General features: G+C 67.5%; 21 protein-coding genes. 12 read left to right on the top strand and 9 right to left on the bottom strand.

Annotated features, from left to right (window positions below; all coding sequences use genetic code 11):
* The first annotated feature begins 4 nt into the window (after positions 1–4).
* The 5 genes from ureG (at position 5) to LOZ83_RS39160 (ending at position 5,242) form a co-directional block, all read left to right on the top strand.
* Positions 5–667, top strand: a complete 663-nt coding sequence (gene ureG / locus LOZ83_RS39180) for an urease accessory protein UreG (RefSeq protein ID WP_236797074.1) — start codon at positions 5–7, stop codon at positions 665–667.
* The gene (locus LOZ83_RS39175) at positions 664–1,371 is read left to right on the top strand and encodes an urease accessory protein UreD (protein WP_236796999.1); all 708 of its coding nucleotides are present in this window, start codon (positions 664–666) and stop codon (positions 1,369–1,371) included. Before ureG ends, LOZ83_RS39175 begins: the two co-directional genes overlap by 4 nt.
* A gap of 96 nt (positions 1,372–1,467) precedes the next feature.
* Positions 1,468–2,139 carry a pyridoxamine 5'-phosphate oxidase gene (gene pdxH, locus LOZ83_RS39170; RefSeq protein WP_236796998.1) on the top strand — a complete coding sequence of 224 codons (672 nt, stop codon included), beginning with the start codon at positions 1,468–1,470 and terminating at the stop codon, positions 2,137–2,139.
* Between the two features lie 208 nt (positions 2,140–2,347).
* Positions 2,348–3,628 (top strand): MFS transporter, encoded by a 1,281-nt coding sequence (locus tag LOZ83_RS39165; protein WP_236796997.1) that lies wholly within the window; start codon positions 2,348–2,350, stop codon positions 3,626–3,628.
* A gap of 297 nt (positions 3,629–3,925) precedes the next feature.
* Positions 3,926–5,242: an MFS transporter gene (locus LOZ83_RS39160; protein ID WP_236796996.1), complete on the top strand. Its 1,317-nt coding sequence runs from the start codon at positions 3,926–3,928 to the stop codon at positions 5,240–5,242.
* A gap of 55 nt (positions 5,243–5,297) precedes the next feature.
* Here the strand turns inward: LOZ83_RS39160 and LOZ83_RS39155 are convergent, their stop codons facing one another.
* Positions 5,298–5,729, bottom strand: coding sequence for a MarR family winged helix-turn-helix transcriptional regulator (locus LOZ83_RS39155; protein ID WP_236796995.1), 432 nt, complete (start codon positions 5,727–5,729; stop codon positions 5,298–5,300).
* A gap of 71 nt (positions 5,730–5,800) precedes the next feature.
* Here LOZ83_RS39155 and LOZ83_RS39150 point away from each other — a divergent pair, with 71 nt between their 5' ends.
* Positions 5,801–6,115: a hypothetical protein gene (locus tag LOZ83_RS39150; RefSeq protein WP_236796994.1), complete on the top strand. Its 315-nt coding sequence runs from the start codon at positions 5,801–5,803 to the stop codon at positions 6,113–6,115.
* Positions 6,116–6,127: 12 nt separating this feature from the next.
* Here the strand turns inward: LOZ83_RS39150 and otnC are convergent, their stop codons facing one another.
* The 8 genes from otnC to LOZ83_RS39110 all read right to left on the bottom strand — a co-directional run bounded on the left by otnC (position 6,128) and on the right by LOZ83_RS39110 (position 12,161).
* Complete coding sequence (gene otnC, locus LOZ83_RS39145) at positions 6,128–6,742, bottom strand: 3-oxo-tetronate 4-phosphate decarboxylase (RefSeq protein WP_236796993.1); 615 nt, start codon at positions 6,740–6,742, stop codon at positions 6,128–6,130.
* Positions 6,742–7,983, bottom strand: a complete 1,242-nt coding sequence (otnK, locus tag LOZ83_RS39140) for a 3-oxo-tetronate kinase (protein WP_236796992.1) — start codon at positions 7,981–7,983, stop codon at positions 6,742–6,744. Before otnK ends, otnC begins: the two co-directional genes overlap by 1 nt.
* On the bottom strand, positions 7,980–8,648 hold the full coding sequence (locus LOZ83_RS39135; protein ID WP_236796991.1) for an aspartate/glutamate racemase family protein: 669 nt from the start codon (positions 8,646–8,648) through the stop codon (positions 7,980–7,982). The genes otnK and LOZ83_RS39135 overlap by 4 nt, the downstream gene beginning before the upstream one ends.
* Positions 8,645–9,430, bottom strand: a complete 786-nt coding sequence (locus LOZ83_RS39130; RefSeq protein WP_236796990.1) for a hydroxypyruvate isomerase family protein — start codon at positions 9,428–9,430, stop codon at positions 8,645–8,647. The genes LOZ83_RS39135 and LOZ83_RS39130 overlap by 4 nt, the downstream gene beginning before the upstream one ends.
* Before the next feature lie 10 nt (positions 9,431–9,440).
* Positions 9,441–10,136: a substrate-binding domain-containing protein gene (locus tag LOZ83_RS39125; RefSeq protein ID WP_236796989.1), complete on the bottom strand. Its 696-nt coding sequence runs from the start codon at positions 10,134–10,136 to the stop codon at positions 9,441–9,443.
* A gap of 10 nt (positions 10,137–10,146) precedes the next feature.
* Positions 10,147–10,995: an alpha/beta fold hydrolase gene (locus tag LOZ83_RS39120; RefSeq protein WP_236796988.1), complete on the bottom strand. Its 849-nt coding sequence runs from the start codon at positions 10,993–10,995 to the stop codon at positions 10,147–10,149.
* A gap of 80 nt (positions 10,996–11,075) precedes the next feature.
* Positions 11,076–11,462: a RidA family protein gene (locus LOZ83_RS39115; protein WP_236796987.1), complete on the bottom strand. Its 387-nt coding sequence runs from the start codon at positions 11,460–11,462 to the stop codon at positions 11,076–11,078.
* An 87-nt stretch (positions 11,463–11,549) separates the two neighbouring features.
* On the bottom strand, positions 11,550–12,161 hold the full coding sequence (locus tag LOZ83_RS39110) for an HD domain-containing protein (protein ID WP_236796986.1): 612 nt from the start codon (positions 12,159–12,161) through the stop codon (positions 11,550–11,552).
* Between the two features lie 93 nt (positions 12,162–12,254).
* Here LOZ83_RS39110 and LOZ83_RS39105 point away from each other — a divergent pair, with 93 nt between their 5' ends.
* From LOZ83_RS39105 to LOZ83_RS39080, 6 genes are all read left to right on the top strand, one after another.
* The gene (locus LOZ83_RS39105; RefSeq protein ID WP_236796985.1) at positions 12,255–13,535 is read left to right on the top strand and encodes an amidase; all 1,281 of its coding nucleotides are present in this window, start codon (positions 12,255–12,257) and stop codon (positions 13,533–13,535) included.
* 100 nt (positions 13,536–13,635) lie between these two features.
* Positions 13,636–14,295 (top strand): GntR family transcriptional regulator, encoded by a 660-nt coding sequence (locus LOZ83_RS39100; RefSeq protein ID WP_236797073.1) that lies wholly within the window; start codon positions 13,636–13,638, stop codon positions 14,293–14,295.
* 77 nt (positions 14,296–14,372) lie between these two features.
* A complete protein-coding gene (locus tag LOZ83_RS39095; RefSeq protein ID WP_236796984.1) occupies positions 14,373–14,693 on the top strand; it encodes a hypothetical protein in 321 nt (106 codons plus the stop codon).
* Positions 14,694–14,703: 10 nt separating this feature from the next.
* Positions 14,704–15,777, top strand: coding sequence for a C40 family peptidase (locus tag LOZ83_RS40675; RefSeq protein ID WP_236796983.1), 1,074 nt, complete (start codon positions 14,704–14,706; stop codon positions 15,775–15,777).
* Positions 15,774–16,082 carry a YbaB/EbfC family DNA-binding protein gene (locus tag LOZ83_RS39085; RefSeq protein ID WP_236796982.1) on the top strand — a complete coding sequence of 103 codons (309 nt, stop codon included), beginning with the start codon at positions 15,774–15,776 and terminating at the stop codon, positions 16,080–16,082. Before LOZ83_RS40675 ends, LOZ83_RS39085 begins: the two co-directional genes overlap by 4 nt.
* The gene (locus tag LOZ83_RS39080) at positions 16,079–16,504 is read left to right on the top strand and encodes a YbaB/EbfC family nucleoid-associated protein (RefSeq protein ID WP_236796981.1); all 426 of its coding nucleotides are present in this window, start codon (positions 16,079–16,081) and stop codon (positions 16,502–16,504) included. Before LOZ83_RS39085 ends, LOZ83_RS39080 begins: the two co-directional genes overlap by 4 nt.
* Positions 16,505–17,026 lie beyond the last annotated feature (522 nt).

Here is a 17,026-nt window from a genome sequence, read left to right as displayed (position 1 = left end):
CCATGTGCATCCGGTGAGCTTCGATCCCACCGTCGCCGAGCACGATCACTACGAGCCCGCGCCGAGGGAGGGCCGCGCGTTCCGGATTGGCATCGGCGGTCCGGTCGGCAGCGGCAAGACGGCGCTGGTCGCAGCGTTGTGCCGCGCGCTCGGGGACGAGGTGAACCTCGCCGTCGTGACCAACGACATCTACACGACCGAGGACGCGGACTTCCTGCGCCGGGCCGGCGTTCTCGACGCCGAACGAATCGAGGCGGTGCAGACGGGCGCCTGCCCGCATACCGCGATCCGGGACGACATCACCGCGAACCTCGATGCCGTGGAGCGGCTGGAGGAGCGCTTTCCGGGGCTGGACTTGGTGATCATCGAGAGCGGCGGCGACAACCTGACGGCGGTGTTCAGCCGTGGCCTGGCGGACAGCCAGGTGTTCGTGGTGGACGTCGCGGGCGGGGACAAGGTGCCGCGCAAGGGCGGCCCCGGGGTCACCACGGCGGACCTGCTGGTGATCAACAAGATCGACATCGCACACCTCGTCGGCGCCGACATGGACGTGATGACCTCGGATGCGCACCGGATGCGCGGGGAGTTGCCGGTCATCACCCAGTCGCTTGTGGACACTCCGGACGCGCCCGACGTCGCGGACTGGGTGCGCAAGCAGCTGGTATGAAAGCCGATGCGCGGCTGGTGGCGGAGTACCGCGACGGGCGCACGATCCTGCGGGAGCTGCGGTCGATGGCGCCGCTCACGCTGTTTCCCAAGCGCACCGGCGGTGACGCGGTCGTGCACCTGGTCAACTCGGCCACCTCGCCGCTCGGCGGGGACGACCTGCGGCTGACGGTGATCGTCGGCGCCGGGGCGCGGCTGCGGTTGTCCGGTGTCGCGGCGACGCTGGCGTTGCCCGGTCAGCACGCGGACGGCAGTCATTCGACGTTGGACGTCCACGTCGAGCGCGGCGGCAGGTTCGAGTACCTGCCGGAGCCCACGGTGGTGACGTCTCGTGCCCGGCATACGGCGGAACTGTTCGCGAGCCTCGACGACGACGCGAGGCTGCGCGTCCGGGAGGTCCTCGTACTCGGCCGCGTCGGTGAGCGGCCGGGTTCGCTGCGGACCACCCAGCGGATCGTGCGTGGTCAGGTGCCGCTGCTACATCAGACGTTGGACGTTGGTTCTCTTCGTTTCGCGGCGCGGCGGGTGCTGGCGACGGAGATCCTGGTCGGCGAGGATCCGGTCGAACCGGCGGGCGGGGACTGGTGGTCGGTCACGCCGCTGGCGGCCGGCGGCGCGTTGTTCACGGCGCTGGCGCCCGATGCGGTGACCGCGGCCAAGGATCTTGATCGAGCCAGGGCCTGTTTTCCCAAGATGTCGTGGTAGGCGTCACCGTTCGGCGGGTTTCGCGGGGGCGTCGGAAGCCCTAACGTCATCCTTCATCCACTTGTCTGATGCGTGCGCGGGCGCGGAGGTTGACACATGCCGGAGGTCGGCGACATCGACGACGTAGCGGTCCAGCTGCCCGGGATGCGGGTGGCCTACGAAGGGGACGCCCTCAACGAAACCGACCTTGCCGATACCTGGACGGAGCAGCTGCAGGGCTGGCTCAACCGGGCCATCGCGGCCGGTATCGCGGAACCGAACGCGATGGTGCTCGCCACCGCTGATGCCGACGGTCGGCCGTCCTCGCGGACCGTGCTGTGCAAGGGGCTCGATGAGCGCGGGGTGGTGTTCTACACGAACTACACCTCGGCGAAGAGTCACGACCTGACCGTCACGCGGTACGCCTCGGTGACCTTCCCGTGGTACTCGCTGCACCGGCAGGTGACCGTGCGTGGCGAGGTGGAGAAGGTCGATGTCAAGGAGACCGCCGAGTACTGGGCTTCGCGGCCGCGGGGTTCGCAGCTGGGTGCGTGGGCTTCGCCGCAGTCGCAGGTCGTGCGCAGCCGGCGGGAGCTGGACAACGCGCTGAGCTCGATCGAACGCCGCTTCGCGGATGCCGAGGAGATCCCGTTCCCGCCGCACTGGGGCGGCTGGCGGATCAAGCCGGACACGGTCGAGTTCTGGCAGGGACAGCAGAACCGCCTGCACGACCGCCTCCGCTACGTCCGCACCCACGACGGCTGGCACGTCGTCCGCGTCGCCCCGTAGCCCGCGAGTCCGACACTCGCGACGCCGAGTCCGACGTTCACGACCGCGAGTCCGACACTCACGACGGTGAGTCCGACGTTCGCGGCCATCCGGGTGCGGCCACATACCGCTCCTGCCACGCGACCCTCGCAACCGCCGAATCCGGTCGTTTCCCACTCAGTAAAAATCACACCGACCCAACTACTTAGCTCCGCTAACCTGACTGATCGTGAGTGTCGAGGCGGGGGCCGGGAGTAAGCGCAGGCGATTCGGCAACATCGTCATCGACACGCAGCCGCTGCGGATCCCGGCTTTCCGGCGGCTCTGGATCGGCACCGCGGTCACCGCCGTCGGCAGTCAGTTGACCACCGTCGCCGTGCCGAAGCAGGTCTTCGACCTCACCGGGTCCTCCGGCTGGGTGGGTCTCACCGGCGCCGTCGCGCTTGTTCCGTTGCTCGTCTTCGGCCTGTGGGGCGGCGCGATCGCCGACACCGTCGACCGCCGGAAGCTGCTGCTTGTCGGCAACGCCGGGATCGCCGTCGTGTCCGCGCTGCTGTGGCTGCAGGCGTGGCTGCACGTCGGCTCGGTGTGGCTCGTGCTCGTGCTGCTCGCCTTCAACCAGGCGTTCTTCGCGATCAACATGCCGACCCGCAGCGCCATCGTCGCGCGCCTGGTCACGCCCGAACTGCTGCCCGCGGCGACCGCGCTGTCCGGCACGATGAACATGTTCGGCACGGTCTTCGGCCCGATGGCGGCCGGCGCGCTGATGCCGGTGCTCGGCCTGCCGACGCTCTACCTGATCGACACGATCGCCCTGCTGCTCACGCTCTACACGGTGTGGCGGCTGCCGGCGTTGCCACCGCTGTCCGGCCAGGTGCGCCGCGCCGGCCTGCGCGACGTGATCGACGGTTTCCGCTACATGGGCACCCAGAAGGTGCTGCTCGCGAGCTTCGTGGTGGACGTCATCGCGATGGTCGCCGGAATGCCGCGCGCGCTGTTCCCGGAGATGGCCGAGCGCACCTTCGGTGACCCGCCGGGCGGTGGCCTCGCGCTGGGCTGGCTGTTCGCCGCGATCCCGATCGGGTCGGTCGTGATCGGGCTGTTCTCGGGCTGGCTCGGCCGGATCCGCCGCCAGGGGGTCGCGGTCGTGGTCGCGATCGGCGCGTGGGGTGCGGCGATCGTCGGGTTCGGGCTGGCGCACGCGCTGTGGCTCGCGGTCCTGTTCCTCGTCATCGGCGGCGCCGCCGACATGGTCAGCGCGATCTACCGGCAGTCCATCCTGCAGGCCGCCGCGACGGACGAGATGCGCGGCCGGATGCAGGGCGCCTTCACCGTCGTGGTCGCCGGCGGGCCGCGGATCGCGGACGTCGTGCACGGCTGGGCCGGGGCCGGGGTGGGCACCGCCGCCGCGTCCGCGGGTGGTGGCGCGCTGGTCTTCGTGCTGCTGGCCGTCGCCGTCGTCCTGTTGCCCGCGTTCTGGCGGTACCGGGCCACCGCAGTCGTCGAATAGGCGATACCCCCTACGCGGGTCGGGTCACAGAGCCCTGCCCGCGCATCCGTCGTAGCCTCTTGAGCAGGGCTTTCTCGCTGCTCGGGGCGATCACGGGCGTCGAGTAGGGCGCAGGTCAATTCAAGATCCGTCGGCGGTTCACGCTGCACCAGGACCCGTCGGCGTGTCAGAGTCCCGTCAATAATCGAGCAGTACACCTATTGCCATACTGTCTAGCCGCGCGCTATTTTATCGTATCTCGAGCGCGGATCCTTCGCGCAGGGTCAGGCCGACGCGCCTCTACCGAAAGGATCCCTGGTGACATCTGCAGAATCTTCCGAACTGGTGCACACTTCTCCACCGGCCGAGACCCGCAAGGTCACGATCGCGGGAGCCGTCGGGTTCTTCGTCGAGAACTACGACAACGCGGTCTATGGCTTCCTCGCCGGAATCCTGGCCGTCGTCTTCTTCCCGCACGGCGCGGAAGCGGTCGCCCTGCTCTTCACGTTCGGCCTCTACGCCGTGTCGTTCGTCTTCCGCCCGGTCGGCGGCGTAGTGCTCGGCGTCATGTCCGACCGGGTCGGCCGGCGCCCGACCATGGTGCTCGCGCTGACGCTGATGGCGGGCGCGACGACGGTCATCGGCCTGCTGCCGGGCTACTCGTCGTGGGGTGTCGCCTCCGTGTTGCTCCTGCTCGCCATGCGCGTGATCCAGGGCGTTTCCGTGGGCGGCGAGATTTCCGCCGCCATGTCCTTTGTGGGCGAGCACGCCCCGTCGAATCGCCGGGGTTTCCTCATGTCGTTCCCCCAGGCGGGCAGCACCCTCGCGAATCTCGCCGGAAACGCTTTGGCCTTCCTTCTCACGTCGACTCTCCCGCGAGCCGCCATGGAGAGTTGGGGCTGGCGTATTCCGTTCCTCCTCGCGGCGCCGATGGGGATCATCGGTTTCTACATTCGCCGGAAGCTCGAAGATACCCCTGCCTTTGTCGCGCTCCAGGAGGAAGGCAAGATCTCTCGCAACCCGTTGCGTCAGGTGTTCACTCGTGACAACCGCCGGCAGTTGGTGCTCGCATTCGTCCTGCCGATGCTGAACAGTGCGGGATTCTTCGTGCTCTTCGTGTTCATGCCGACCTATCTCACGAGCCAGCTCCACTACACACGGCCCCACGGCCTAATCGTCAGCGCCTGTGCGCTGGCGTGCGCGACAATCTCGATCCCGATCTTCGCGCGCATCTCGGATCGCGTCGGGCGTCGCCCGGTGATGATCGCCTCGTGTGTCGCCATCATCGTGTTGACCGTTCCCGGTTATCTATTACTCGGAACCGGCGCCATGCCGCTCGCGATTCTCGCCGGTGCCGTGCTCGGGATCGCCTTCGCGGGCAATTATTCGGTCATCCACCCGATGATGCTCGAACTTTTCCCCTCGCACATGCGCACGACGGCGTACTCGCTGGGGTACAACGTCACGACCGCTGTGCTCGGCGGAGCGGCTCCGCTCATTCTCAGCGCGCTCTACATTCCGACGGGCAACGTGCTCCTGCCGGCATTCTTCGTCGCCCTGTCCGCGGTCGGCACGGTGATCGCCGCCTACCTCAACAAGGAGACGGCGGGCCGGTCGCTGACGAATTTCGCCTGACGCCCCGGCCTGGTGCCCTTCTGTCCGGCGGTTCTCGACCTGAGGACCGCCGGACTCAGCCTTCTCGCAGGTCGGCCAGGGTGGCCAGGGCGGTCATGAGCCCGTCGCGCTGCTCCTGTGACAGCCCGGCGAGCATGCGCTTCTCGGTCTGGTCGGCCAGTCTCTTCACGCGCGTCACGAGTGCGGCGCCCTCCTTGGTCAACTCCAGAAGTTTGCGGCGCCTGTTTTCTTCGTCGACGCGGCGGGTGAGGAAGCCGCGCTCCTCCAGTGAGCGCAGGAGCGGCGTGAGGGTCGCCGCGTCGATCCCCGTGAGCTCGCCCACGTGCGTCTGGGTGATCGAGCGCTGCCCCTGCACGACGAGAAGGACGGCGTACTGCGGGGGTGTGATCATGGGGCACACCCGCTGCCACTGGGCCGTATAGGCCTGGAGCGCTCGCCGGAGCAGGTGCAACGGCGACTCCACGAGTTCGCGGGGTGCGTTCGGCACGGCCATCCTCCTTGGTCGACGTGGACCAGTGTATCTTCGTGTACGAATCTTCGTGTACGAAAGGTCGGATCGTGACCAGCTATATGCTCGCGCAGCTTCAGCTCAAGTACGGGCCCGAGTCCCTGCGGAAGTACAACGAGACGATGAAGAAGGTTCGCAGCTTCTTCGAAGGCGAGGGCGTCGTTCTGCTGCACGGCGCGGTGACCCGGGTCGGGCCGCTGTACGAGGTGTGGAATCTCTGGCGCATCGAGGACCAGGGGCACATCGCCCGCGCATTCGGCAACGCCGGCTCCTACCCACACCTCAGTTCGGTGAACGGGGAACTGGCTGAAGTCGTCGAGAGCGAGACGGTGCGGTTCCTGGAGAGCCTGCCATTCTCCGAATAAATACCCGCCGACTCAGGCCGGAGCACCGAGTGCGGCGGCTTGCTCGTCGGTGAGCGGGTTCACCGGCAGTCCGCGAAGGATGATGAACAGCTTCGCTGTCTCCTCGAGTTCTTCGAGGGCGTCCATCGCCGCGGCGAGGCTTGCTCCGGCGACGACCGGACCGTGATTGCTCAGCAGCATGGCGTGCCGCGTCGCGGCGGTCGCTGCCGCAAGGTCCTTCAGGCTCGCGTCGCCCGGAGCGTGGTAGGGCAGGAGTGGCAGCCGCCCGACGCGCATCGCGTAGTACGCGGTGAGAGGAGGTAGGACGCTGTCTGTGTCAAGACCGCGCAGGCAGGACACGGCGGCGCTGTACGTGGAATGCGTGTGCACGACGGCGTGTGCGCTCGGGCGAGCACGCAGCACCGCGGCGTGCAGGAACGCCTCCTTCGACGGCTTCGGCCCGGACAGATGCACACCGTGGTCGTCGATGAGTGACAAGTCGCTCGCCTCGACAGTGCCGAGGCTCGAACCGGTGGGAGTGACGAGGATGCCGTTCGCCGTCCGGACGGAGATGTTCCCTGTGCTGCCGTGGGTCAAGCCTCTGCTGAAGATGGACCGCGCGGCACGGACGATGTCGTCGGCTGTCATCACGGATTTCCGTCCGAAGCGGTGAGGAGAAGGTCGGGCTCACCGAAATTGCCCGACTTGAGCAACACGTCCAGATGCTGGTCGGTGTGGATCCACGGCACGCCCCGAGCGGCCTCCAATCCGACCACGCCGCCTCGGATGTCCAGCGCCGCCACCAGCGAACCCGACGTCTCCCCACCGGCGGCGACGAAACGGGTGACCCCGCGTGCCCGGAGTCCCTTCGTGACGTGCGTGACGGCGGTTTCGAGGATTTCCGCCGATCGCTCGACGCCGAGGATCCCTTGCACCTCATGGAGTTCGGCCGGCGGCAGCGACGAGTAGATCAGCGGCGCCGGCCCCGGCGGAAGCGCGTCGTACCAATCGAGCGCACGCCGTGCCAGTTGCTCCGGATCGTCCGACGCGAGCGCGTCCAGCCGGTGCGCCGGGCGATCCGCTCGCAGCATCTGGTCGATCTGCTCAAGCGTGCGTCGAGAGCAGCTCCCCGCCAGGACGACGGCCCGGCCCTTCGGCGCGCTCTCACTCACGCGTGACGCGATGGCTTTCGTTCCGCGCGCGCGTGCGATCGCGCCCGCGAGTCCGGCGGCCCCGGCGACGAGCGGTTCGTCGAGAACAGCCTGTGCGATCGAGAAAAGGTCGTCTTCCGTCGCCGCGTCGGGGAACAGAAAGCGCGCCCCGTGGCGCGCCGCTTCCACTCGGCTCCGAATCGCGTCCGAACCGCGCCGGACGACATCGTGTCCGATGACGACACTGCCGCCCTGGGACTGCGCGTCCATGAGCCGGGTGAGCGCGGAATCGCGCATCGGCGTGAGCGGATGATTCCGCATGGAGGACTCGGACAGCAGTTCGTCGTTGACGAAGAGATAGCCGTTGAACGTCGTACGTCCATGCTCCGGAGACGCCGGTGTGGTCACCACCGCGTCGGTCTGGACCAGATCGGCTAGGGCGTCGAGCACCGGCCCGATGTTGCCGTTCTCGGTGGAGTCGAAGGTGGAGCAGTACTTGAAGAAGAGTTGCTGCGCGCCGATCGCTCGTAGCGTGCCCGCGGCGCCGAGCGACTGAGCCACCGCGTCGCGCGCCGGAATCGTGCGAGATTTGAGGGCGATCACCACGATGTCGAGACCGGGCTCCACATCGGACGGATGGGGAGTGCCGAAATACACGCCGCACCGCAATCCAGCGCGACGGAACGCCACGGCGGCGTCGGTCGCGCCGGTGACGTCGTCGGCGATGACGCCGATCATCGGTCGTGCCCGTCGGACGCGAGCCGGCGCAGCGCGGCCGCCGCGCTCTTCGGACCCGAGATGACCGGAACGCCCACTGCCTCCTGCAAGGCGTTTCCCGCGGGCGCGAGCGAGTACTGGGCGAGGTAGACGGCGTCGGCCGGCCGGTTCGCACACGCCTTCACGAGCGCGGTGACCAGGGCATCGTGGTCGCCCGCTTTCGTCGCGTCCATCGCCGCGGGCACGGAAAGTCCGACGACGCGGCTGCTCGCCCCGGCCTCGCGAAGCGCCGTTTCCAGGCGTCGTACCGTGTCATCGCGCGCGCCGTCGAACGAGGCCAGCACGAGCACAGAGGCGTAGCCCGCCCTGGCGATATCGGCGAAGGCGGCCTCGTCGGACGCCATCACCGGCACCCCGGCGTGCGTGCCCTGCGCGACCGGCCCGTACAGCGAGCAGGTGAGCAGCACCCCATCGGCGTCTTCAGCCAGTGCGTGATCGATCAGTCGTCGCATTCGCCGGCGCAGACCGGCGTCCAGGCCGCCGCGGCTGTCCGCGTCGACGAGGAGCCGGTCGTCGAGGATGTTCCACACGACCGCGTCGGGAAGGCTGTCGTGCAGCGCGGCCTGTGCGGGTGGGATGGCCGCCGGCACGGCGTTGATCAGTGCGATCTTCGGGGCGGGGCTCAATGCGAGTACTCCTTCATCCAGGTGAGGCCGGCCGCGGTGTCGGTGGCGGGCCGGTACTCACACCCGATCCATCCGTCGTATCCGGAGGACTCGATGACCCGGAACAGGGTGGCGTACGCGATCTCGCCGGTGCCGGGTTCGTGGCGTCCTGGTACGTCGGCGACTTGCAGGTGGAGCACGGTGTCGCGGTACCTCTCGAACGTACGGATGAGGTCACCCTCATCGATCTGAGTGTGGTAGAAGTCCAGCAGCTGCCCGGCGATGTCGTCGCCGACGGCCTCCACGACCGCCGCGGCGCGGGCTTGTGACGTGAGCACGAAACCGGGCGCGTCGCGCTGGTTCTGCGCTTCGAGCAGCAGCCGGATGCCGGTGCCGCGAGCCTGCTCGGCCGCCCAGGCGATGTTGGCCACATAGCGGGCAAAAGCCCGATCGGCGCTCACCCCGTCCGGCACGATTCCCCCCACGATGTGCAGGAACTTCGCTCCCAATGCGGTGGCATACGCCAACCCGCGCAGGACTCCGTCACGATATTCACCGACCAGATCGGGGAAACACGCGTAGCCGGATCGCGTCGGTGATCCCGCCGGGCCCATCGGGGTGTTGATCAGGATCTGCTCGAGCCCGGCATTGTCGAGCAGCGCGCGCAATTGCCGTGCCTCGTACTCGTACGGAGACGCGTACTCGACCGCCGTGAAGCCGGCCCGGGCGGCGGCGTCGAACCGTTCCACGAAAGGCACTTCGGTGAACAGCCATTTGAGGTTCGCGGCGAATCGAAGGCTCATGCGTTGTCTCTCAGGCGACCGGTTCGAGGGCGGTCAGACGGTACGCCGGCGACGCCTCGGGACTGCTGATGAACTCGACGAATGCCTCGACATCGGCGTTCCGCGCCGAGACCGTGGCCGTTCCCGCCGAGAACTCGGTCCACTTTTGCAACTCCTCCGGCAGGGGACCGACGATCTCGGCACCCGGCACGAAGAGGAGTTCGCTCAGTTGCTGGATGGCGAGGTCGGCCGCACCGCTTTCCAGGGCGGTCGCGGTGAAGCCCTTTTCGAGCACGGTCGCCTTGGGGAGCACCACGTCTTCGATCCCGAGACGCTTCACCATGTCGACGAAGTAGATGCCGCTCTGGCCCGTTCGCGAGTACGCGACCGAGCGAGCGGCGGCGAGCGCCGTCACGAGATCGCCCCTCGTCGCCATTGCGGGATGCTCGGCGCCGCGCGCCACAGCGAGCCCGATCCCGGCTCGCACGATCGGCCGCGGGCCTTCGGCGACGATGCCGCTCGCGATCAGGGGTTCGAACGACGGGGTGGCGGCGATCATCACGTCGAAGTGCTCCCCGGCGTCAAGGCGGCGGAGCAATTGGACGGTCGGGTCGTAAACGGGGATGACCTCGACGCCGGTGCGTTCGGTGAAGGCGGCGAACAGGTGGTCGTCGAACGCCTTGCGCGTCGCCAATCCGCTCATCATGACAATGGATCGGTCGGGCACGAGTGTTCTCCTATTTCGGCTCGCGGGACAGGTGCTCGGCGAACAGGGTGATCTGGTCGACCAGTTCGCGGGGCTTCTCCTCCGGTATGTAGTGACCGGTGTCGCGGATGGTCGCCCCGCTGACCTCGACACCGAGCGGAAGCATGTCGTCGTGCAGTGCCGGAGAGGAACCGAACTCACCGCCGATGGCCAGCATCGGCACCTGGATCAGGGTTTTCCGCAGTTCCTTGTTACGTTCGGCGTTTTCGTGCACGGCGCGGTAATACCCGAGGATTCCACGAAGGCCGCCGGGAGCCGCCAGCGTGCGTTCGTATTCCGCGATGTCCTCGGTGGTGAACGTTTCGCGCCAGCTCGCGGTCTTCCGGCTGAAGAACCATTCGATGAGGATGCGCTCCCGGCCCGAGATGAGTGACTCGGGAAGATCGGGAATCGCGTTGAAGAGGAAATGCCAGCTGCGCCACCCGTCCGGACCGACCGGGACCGTCTCGGGCAGGGAGAGCCCGGCGATGTTGCCGTCGATGAAGACGACACCGGTGAGGGAATCGGGATAACGGTGGGCGAACGGATAACTGACCCACGAGCCGATGTCGTGCCCGACGAGCAGGTACCGCTCGTGGCCCAGTTCGGCGAGCAGGTCATGGAGCCGCTCGGCGGCCGTCCAGGTGTCGTATCCGTCCAGCGGCTTCTCGGAGTCGCCCTGGCCGGGCAGGTCGACGGCGACGACGTGCCAGTTTTCGGCGAGCAGCGGGATTACGTGCCGCCAAGCGTGCACGTTCTGCGGGAAGCCGGCGACGAGCACGATGGTCGGGCCGCTCCCCGCTTCGACGACGTGCCAGCGCAGGCCGCTCGCCGAAACCATGCGGTGTCGCGGTGTGGCGCCGGCGTGGCCGGGTCGACGAGATGCCGACCCGGCCACGCCTTTCGCGGTCGGGGCCACGCTCACTTGCTCTCGGGGATGTAGGCCACAGCTTCGATTTCGATGCGCAGGTCCGGATTGGACAGTGGGGCGACGATCGTCGCGCGAGCGGGATAGGGCTTGGCGAAGTACTCGCGGTAGACGGCGTTCATCGGGTCGAACAGGGTGGCGTTCAACAGGAACACCGTCGTCTTGCACACGTCCGCGAGCGTTCCCCCGGCGGCTTCGACGCCGGCCTTGAGGTTTTCCAGTACCGCGCGCGTTTCCTCGGCGAAGTCGTTGGTGACCAGGGTTCCGTCAGCGCGGACCGCGATCTGGCCGGAGAGGTAGACGTAGTCGCCGGCGCGCACCACGTGGGTCAGCGGGACTTCGAGAGGGGCGATGCGGTCGGTGACGATTTCCTTGATCATGCTGAAGGTGCTCTCATCCTGTGGTTGGTTTTGCGAGAGGTGGTCGGGCTCGGGTCGCGGGATCAGCTCTTTACGTCGATACGAAATTCACCCTTTCTTCGTCCATCGATCGGCGGGATCCATATCGAGGAGCCCGCCCTTCTCGGCGGCCGCCCAGAAGGCGTGGTCGGCGTGGTGCACGATGCTGTTCAAGGTGCTCCGGTAGACCAGTTCGCCTTCGCCTGAATGCGTGCCGCAGACGTGCGCCAGTTCCTCGGGCAGCCCTACGGTCAACGCGATGTGCACTCCGTAGACGGAGTGACGGATGGAGGGGAGGCCGGCCTTGCCCGGGTCCTTCTTCCAGCGCGCCTGGTTGGCAGGGCTGTTCTCGAACGGCTTGCCGAGATCGTGCAGCACTCCGGCCGCATAGAGGGTGTCACGGTCCAGGCCGAGGGGGCCGAGTACTCGCTGCAGTTCCTCGCCGAGGGCGACGGTCAGCAGTCCGACTCCGCGAACGTGCGTGGCCTGTGTGCCGTCACGCAGCGCGGGGGAGTCGGGGTTGGGCGAACCGGGCATGTCTTCGATGCGCCGGAACTCGGTCTGGCTCAACGAAAGCGCCCATGCGTCCACGATTTTTGTGGCGAGGTCCTGGTCGGAGAAGTCCGCCAGCTCGGGCAAGCTCACGCGGACACCGGCGCGGAGCTGGTCGATGTCGTTCATGGCTCTATACTATAGCAGTCGAGCCTTTGTTGTAGTACCTTGTCGATCGTGAAAACTTTGGGTAACTCTCCGGACCGATCGACAATGCGCACCGTGCGGGAGCTCTGCGACGGCCTCGCGAAGGGCTTGTTCTCCGCGGTCGAGCTGGTGGAGAACTGTCTCCGTGAGATCGACGCGACGACTGACTCGATCAGCGCGTTCGTCGAGGTCTTCCGTTCCGACGCGCTCCGGCAGGCAGAGGAGAGCGACGAACGACGGCGAGCGGGCCAGCTTCTCTCACCGATCGACGGCATCCCGTTCGCGGTGAAGGACATCATCGGCATCCGCGGACAGAGAATGTACGCCGGGTCGCGTGCCGTCGACATCGTCCCCGAAGCCGATGCGCCGATCATTGCGCAGGTGCGCGCGGCCGGCGGGATCATCTTGGGCACGACCCGGATGCACGAGCTGGCCTACGGCCCGTCGGGGCTGAACGACTTCGACGGCGGCGCCCACAATCCGCGCTACCCGGGGATCATCCCGGGCGGTTCCAGCAGCGGATCCGCGGCAGCCGTCGCGGCGGGCCTTTCGCCGATCGCCCTGGGTTCCGACACGGGAGGCTCGATCCGGGGGCCGGCGACGCTGTGCGGGATCGTCGGATTCAAGCCGAGTTACGACCTTCTCTCGGTGGACGGCGTGCACCCGACGGCCCCGACGCTCGACCACGTCGGGTTCCTGGCCGCCTCGGTGGAGGATGTGCGCCTCGCGATGAGCGTGTTCGCCGATGTCCCCGTGGTGGAGGCCGCGGGGCGCAGCCTCGCCGTGTTCGACGATCCCGGCCTGGCCGTCGATCCCGCCATCGCGACGGCTCTGCGCGGCACCCTCGATTCACTGTCGGACCGCGGCTGGCGCGTCGAGTCCGTCACGTCGCCGAGCGGTTTCGACGTCGTGGACGTGTCCACCACGATCATGTCCTACGAGGCGTACCGGGTGAACCGGAAGCGGTTGGAGACGGTGCCCGAGCTACTCGGGGCCGACGTGCGGGAACGCCTCGAAGACGGCGCACGCATCACGCGCGAGCGCTACGAAGGCGCTTTGCGTGAGATGGAACGGGTGCGCACGGAGGTGGCGGCGCTCGCCGAACCCTTCGACGCACTGGTGAACGCGACCATTCCGATCATCGGGCCGAGTGTCGAAGACGGCGCGCGGGCCGATGTGCGACGCATGCTCACGCGGAACACGCGACTGCAGAACCTTCTCGGTGTGCCCGCGATTTCGTTGCCCGGCGGGCAGGGTGGCCCGGCTCCCTGGGGGATCCAGCTGTTCTCGGTGCGCGGGCGCGACGCGGCACTGCTGGCTACCGCAGCTGCCGTCGCCGACGACATCGCCGGCTGATTCCTGCACCGTACTATGTGCGCGATAGTATACTTTGACGTGGCAACGCAGCACCGTGCGAGTGATCGACGATGCAACAGGAGGATGGTCGTTGGCAAAGGTGCCCCTGGCAGACCGCATGTACGACGTATTGCTCACGCAGTTGATGGACGGGACTCGAAAGCCAGGCGAGCCCCTCAACATCGGGGCGCTCAGTCGTGAACTCGAGGTCAGCCAGACACCACTTCGCGAAGCGCTCGCGCGCCTGGAGCACTCCGGGCTCGTGCAACGCGAGGCGCTTCGCGGCTATTTCGTGGCTCCCACGTTCACGAAACGCGAGATGACGAAACTCGCCGCCGCCCGCGAGCTGATCGAGCCGGCGATCGCCGCTGAAAGCGCGTTGCGACGCACGCCGGAGTTCCTGGCCGAGCTCGCGCTCACCATCGACGAACTCGCCGAATCGGCCACGAGCGCAGACACCGACGCCGACGCGTTCCGGCTGTACTGGACTTCGGACGCCCGCTTCCACAGCCTGATCGCGGCGCAGGCCGACAACCCGTTCCTCGAAAGCGCCTTCCAGGCGCTCAGCGGACCCGTGCAGCGGTTCCGGTTGTTCATGAAGGCCGGGCACGCGCACGCGGGGCAGGCCGCGGCCGAACATCAGCGCATCCTGGACGCCCTCGCCTCGGGCGATCCCACCACGGCCTCGAAAGAGATGCTTTCCCACGTCAGGGCCTCGGCCGAGCGTGCGCTGCCGGAGCACACCGGGGCAAAACCCTGACCGGCCGGCGACGGGGCACGGCGGTCGGATAGCGCGTTTCACCCACGCGTGGCTGCCCGATGGGGCACGATGTCGGCATGGCTGAGGGATTCTCCGTCGACACCGCCGACCTGGCGCGATACCACTCGCAAGCCGGTGCGCTCTCGGGCGAAATCGTCGGCGCCGCGAAGACGCATCTGTCGGGCAACCTGTCGCTGCCCGGCAACCTGTTCGGGGATCTGGGGCACGAGAGCGGCCTGCAGAACTCGCTCACCGATCACCTCGACCGGATGCACACGCATGTGCACTCGGTCGCGGGCAGCGTGCACGACCTCGGCCAGTCCGTGCACACCGCGAAGGGCGACTACGAGTTCGACGAGCAGGAATTCGGCGACACGTTCCGCCGGATCCTGGGCTGAGGGGGCGCGGGTGGCGATCGACCTGGCGCCCTACGAGGCCCCGATCAAGGAGGCGGCCGACAAGCTGGAGGGGGACACCGGCGCGGCCGACAAGGCGCAGGCGGACCTGACCTCGCTGTCGCAGTCCCTCGCCGACTACGGCTCGCGGCACCAGACCGAGGCCGGCAGCCTGCAGGGCAACTGGGTCGGCGACCGGGGTGACCTGTTCGGCGTCAAGGCCAAGGAGCACACCCAGGCCCTCGACGACGCCGCGACCTGGGCCTCGAAGACCGCGCAGACCGTTGGTGACGCGACGAGCCTGGTCAAGGACGCGCAGCAGCAGTGCCAGGCGCTCGTGACGGAGTTCGACGCCGATGCCCGCACTCTCGCGAACGCGGCCGCGTCGAGCACCGATCCCGGTGCCGAGATGCAGGCGCGCGCGGTGATCGCGGGGATGTCGGCGAAGTACGCGAAGGAGGCCGCGGACATCGTCAACGCGGCCAAGGCGCGGCTGCAGGACCTGATGACCAGCATGAACTCGACGGTGCCCGCGTCCGCTCCGCCGGCGGGCCCGCTCGGCAGCCGCACGAGTGGATCCGGTGGCGGTGGTGGAGGCGGTGGCGGCGGGTACAGCGGCGGCACGGGTGGTGCCGCGTCGAGTGGGCCTGCGATGACGTTCCCGCCGTCGGACCAATATGGCAGCGGGACGCAGATCAAGCTGCCCGGCGGTCAGACGGTGAACGCCCCGAACGAGCGGGCCGCGATCGCCGTCCGCGCGGCGCTTTCACGGCTCGGCCTGCCGTATGTGTGGGGTGGCACCGATCCGAACCGCGGGATGGATTGCAGTGGGTTGACGCAGTGGTCCTATGGTCAGGCCGGGTTGAAGATCCCGCGCACGGCCGCGACGCAGACCATCGGGCAGAAGGTCGACATCAACGATATCCAGCCCGGTGACCTCGTCATCTGGAGCGGGCACGTGGCGATGTACATCGGGAACGGGCAGATGGTCGAAGAGCCGCACACCGGCGATGTGTGCCACGTCGTCCCGTTGCGCACCAGCAATGCGGGCGAGCCGCTGCTGGGTGTGTTCAGGCCTTCGGCATGATCGATTTCGGTGAGATCGTGGGAAAGGCGACTGCGGATGGCGTGACCGTCGAGGTCGGTGTCGGTGGGCGTTTGCGTACCGTCAAACTGGACGCTCACGCTATGCGGAACGGCGCTGGATACCTTGCCAATACAGTGGTTTCCGTCGCCGCGCGGGCGACCGCAAGGGCGAACCAGCGTGCGCAACAGGTTTATGCGCAGACGCTCGGCCAGGACGCCACGAAGGTTGGCGACGCGCTCGGTCTCGGCTACGACCCGGAACTGGCTTCGGATGACGATTTCGATCGGGACTGGACCCGAGGATGAACGACAGACGCACGGCCGAACGTCTCCTCGCGGACGCCGAAGAACGGTTACGGGTGACGGAAGAACTCCCCGGACGTTTGGCGGAACTTCGCGGCTGGGCCTACAACGGTGCTGAAAACGTTCAGGTGACCGTTGATGTCCATGGCGCGCTGAAGGACCTGAAACTCGACCAGACAGCGTTGCAACTCGGCGGCGAGGAGTTGGCGGCGCAGATCGTGGAACTCTCCCACCGCGCACAACAAGCCGCACTCGCCGAGGGTGTCAATGTTCTGGGGGATGCACTGGGCGACGCGGCGGCGCTGGACATGATGCGGTCGGCGGGTCTGCCGATGGACCCGGAGCCGGAGGTAATCCCCTACACCCCAGGCGTGGACCCGAATGCGGGGAAGTGGGAAGTCATCCCACCAGGCGAGGAGAGGTAAGGGGCGGCGAAAGCCGACGGGCCGAGTTGGGTGGTCATCCCGTCGCCTGAAACCGGCACGATCACTTTGAGCGGTGGCCGCAACCTTTTTGCCCGGCGCGCGGCCGAGAGACCAATGCTTGCGGCCACCGGTCAAAGTGATATTCGAAAACCGCAGGCGACGGGATGACCACCCAACTCAACCACCTCGAAAAGGTGAGATCCCCTGGGCCCCTCATCCCGGAGCCAGCCCGCCGGCGAGGCATCTTTTGTCTTTTGTCTTTGCTTTGAACCGGCGGCAGGTGCCCTGCCGGACCCACGAGGACCGGGCGCAAGGCGCCCTCGACCCGGCGTGGGCCCTCCCCCGCCCCGATCTTTGAGTGTTCGCGGGAAGCGGGTTTTGTCAAGGCTGGAAAGTGATGTGCTCCGAAAATTTCGGACGCGGCTCAAACGGACTGTATCATGCTGCTTGGTGTTTGGTGAACCATTCGTCGAGCGCTTCGAGTGGTGGCCGGTATCCCAACGCTGAATGCAACCGGCGTGT

Origin of the sequence: Amycolatopsis sp. GM8 (genome assembly GCF_021653975.1) — a bacterium.
GTDB lineage: Bacteria > Actinomycetota > Actinomycetes > Mycobacteriales > Pseudonocardiaceae > Amycolatopsis_E.
The sequence above is the reverse complement of the archived record's forward strand: the minus strand, read 5'-3'. Positions and strand labels throughout refer to the sequence as shown.